The sequence below is a fragment of the Gordonia sp. (in: high G+C Gram-positive bacteria) genome (genome assembly GCF_012515855.1).
Classification (GTDB): Bacteria; Actinomycetota; Actinomycetes; order Mycobacteriales; family Mycobacteriaceae; genus Gordonia.
The window spans coordinates 1-2,849 of the sequence record NZ_JAAYXO010000198.1 but is presented as its reverse complement, the minus strand read 5'-3'; the positions used below and the strand labels follow the sequence as shown (position 1 = coordinate 2,849).

At 69.1% G+C, this 2,849-nt stretch carries 2 protein-coding genes and 1 pseudogene; all 3 read left to right on the top strand.

Annotated features, from left to right (window positions below; translation table 11 throughout):
- On the top strand, positions 1-1,455 hold a 1,455-nt coding region (locus GX543_RS14250), incomplete at its 5' end, for a serine/threonine-protein kinase (RefSeq protein ID WP_290852791.1).
- A gap of 53 nt (positions 1,456-1,508) precedes the next feature.
- Positions 1,509-2,420 carry a hypothetical protein gene (locus GX543_RS14245; protein ID WP_290852789.1) on the top strand — a complete coding sequence of 304 codons (912 nt, stop codon included), beginning with the start codon at positions 1,509-1,511 and terminating at the stop codon, positions 2,418-2,420.
- A 170-nt stretch (positions 2,421-2,590) separates the two neighbouring features.
- A pseudogene (locus GX543_RS14240) lies at positions 2,591-2,849 on the top strand (hypothetical protein); the annotation flags it as partial.

The following is a 2,849-nucleotide window of genomic DNA, read 5'->3' as shown; positions in this document are numbered from 1 at the left end:
GGCATGGGCGAGGTGTACCGGGCCCACGACACCGTGCGCGATCGCGAAGTGGCGCTGAAGCTGCTGCACGAGCGTTTCGCGGGTGACGCGACCTACGAGGAGCGATTTCGTCGCGAGGCGCAGACCGTCGCCAAACTCGGTGAGCCGCATATCATTCCGATCCACGACTTCGGTGAGATCGACGGCGTGCTGTACCTCGACATGCGGCTGGTGGAAGGCGAGGATCTTCGGTCCCGGCTTCGGCGCACCGGCCCGATGCCGTCGGCCGATGCGTCGGCGCTGGTGAATCAGGTGGCGGAGGCGCTCGACGCCGCACACGCCGTCGACCTGGTGCACCGCGACGTGAAGCCGGAGAACATCCTCGTCACGGCGTCGGATTTCGCCTACCTGGTCGATTTCGGCATCGCCCACCAGGGCGCCGACACCCGGCTCACCCAGGTGGGCTCGGCGATCGGGTCGCTCGCCTACATGGCGCCCGAGCAGCTCGACGGCGTGCCGACGAGCCCGGTCTCCGACGTCTACTCGCTGGCGGCGGTCACCTTCGAGATGCTGACCGGTCGGCCGCCGTTCCCCGGTGCGACGGTCAGTCAGATCGTGCGGGCCACCGTGATGAACGACGTGCCGTCGCCGCGCGCCTTCGCGCCGTCGGTGTCGCCGCAGCTCGACGCGGTGGTCCAGCGCGGTCTCGCGAAGGATCCTGCGGCGCGCTTCGCATCGGCAGGCGCCTTCGCCGCGGCGGTGCGCGGTGCGCTCGACGGCCAGTGGCCCGACGGCGCCGCACCCACCACCAACCTGCAGAAGGGGCCGCCGAACCTGCAGAAGGGGGCGGCGCACGACCAGACGATGATCGGGCAGCCGTCGACGATGGGGATGTCGGCGCAGCAGAGCTTCTCGGGACCGCAGCACTACTCGGGGCCCCACAGCTATGAGCAACAGGGCTACGGGCAACAGGGCTACGGGCAACAGGGCTACGGGGCGGCGTCGGGGTACCCGCAGCAGTATCCGGGGGCGCCGCAGCCCTACTACGGCGAGCCGGAGCGCGGCGGCCGCACCGCGCAGGTGATTCTGGGTGCGCTGATCGGACTGCTGGTCCTCGCGCTCATCGGGATGGCGGTGTACTGGTTCGGGTTCCGCGACGCCGGAGACACCGACGTCACGGCGTCGCCGTCGTCGACCACGACGCTGACGACGACGGTCCAGCCGACAGTCCAGCCGGTGCCCCCGCCGGGAACGGTGAACTGCAACTCGGAAGTCGGCGTCGCGGGCGGCGTCACGACCTGCGGTTTCGCCTACAACGTGCGCGCGGCGTATCTGGCGGGCGGACCGAAGGGGGAGGCCCGGACGGTCGTCGCCAGCAGTCAGACGACGGGAATGTCGTACACGATGTCCTGCAATCCGGAAACGGGTGTCGTGGTGTGTCGCGGTGGCAATAACGCGGTCGTGGTGATCTTCTGAGTCGCCGCGTCCAGAAGCTCGCGGTCGACGTTTCGGAACAAAGGACGACTCTGGTGAAGCTCAACCGTGGCCGACGGATGATGGTGATGTCGGTGGCGGCGCTCTGCGCTGCGACCCTGGTCGCGTGCGGGCCCGACGACTCGACCGCTGACACGGTGGCGACGGTCGTCGTGACTGAGACTGCGGGAGCGTCGACGTCGCCAGCGAGACCGACTTCGCCCACGACCGCCGCGAGCAGCACTATGTCGGACGCCAAGTTGACCGCCAGTTTCGACAACATGGCCAAAGGGCTGTCGTCGCCCGTCGGCCTGGCCCTGGTTCCCGTCGGCGGCGGCGAGGTGATGTCGTTCGGCGATCAGACGCCGCGCGTGGCGTGGTCGACCATCAAGGTCCCCTTGGCGATCGCCGCTGAGCGCGAGAACGGACCGAGCCCCGCGGCGACGGATGCGATCGTGATGTCCGACAACGCCGCCGCCGAGACCCTGTGGTCGTCGCTGGGCACGCCGACGGAGGCGTCGGCGGCGGTGACGCGAGTGCTGCGCGAGGGCGGCGACAAGACGTCGACCGTGCCGTCGGAGAAGTTGCGTCCGGAGTTCTCGATCTTCGGTCAGACCACGTGGGCGCTGGGCGACGCAGCGACCTTCTCGGCCAACCTTCCGTGCATGCCCGGGACGGGCAACGTGCTCACCTTGATGGAGGGGGTCGGCGGCAATCAGCAATGGGGCCTCAAGGCCGTCCCGCGTCGCACGACCGCGGTCAAGGGCGGGTGGGGTCCGAGCCTCGACGGCGGCTACCTGGTTCGGCAGATCGGCGTGTTGACGTTGCGCGACGGGCGACAGGTCGGTGTCGCGATGAATGCGCAGACCACTGCCGGTTCGATGGAGGTCGGCGCCGAGGCGCTGAGCGCGGTGGGCCGCTGGATCGCTCGCCACGCCGCCTCATTGCCCGCTGGAAAGTGCCGATAGCCTCCCAGCCTGCGCTCGATAACGTCCGCGCAACGCTCGGATGTCGGCTCGGGAACGAGGTTCGAGTTGGTTCGGTACCTGGACTAGCGTCACATGGGTTGTCTATGTGACTAGAGGTGCAGATGTTGCGTGTGGGGCGAGTGGTTGGAACTGTCGCGGCCGCGGTTGCGGTGACGATCGCTGGTGCCGGAGTGGCGCAGGCGGGGCCGTTGCCTCTGCCGAACGTGCTGCCGCCACTCCCGGCGATGCCGGGCCTCCCAGGCCTGCCCCCGCCGGGGGTGGATCTGAACAAGAGCTTCGGGAAGGCGTCCAAGAGCATCACCAAGGCGATCCCCGGACGCGTCGGGGTCGCGATCACTCCGACCGGCAGCGGCGAGCCGCTCTTCTTCGGAACGGTCAAGACGGCGCGCGCGTGGTCGACGTTGAAGG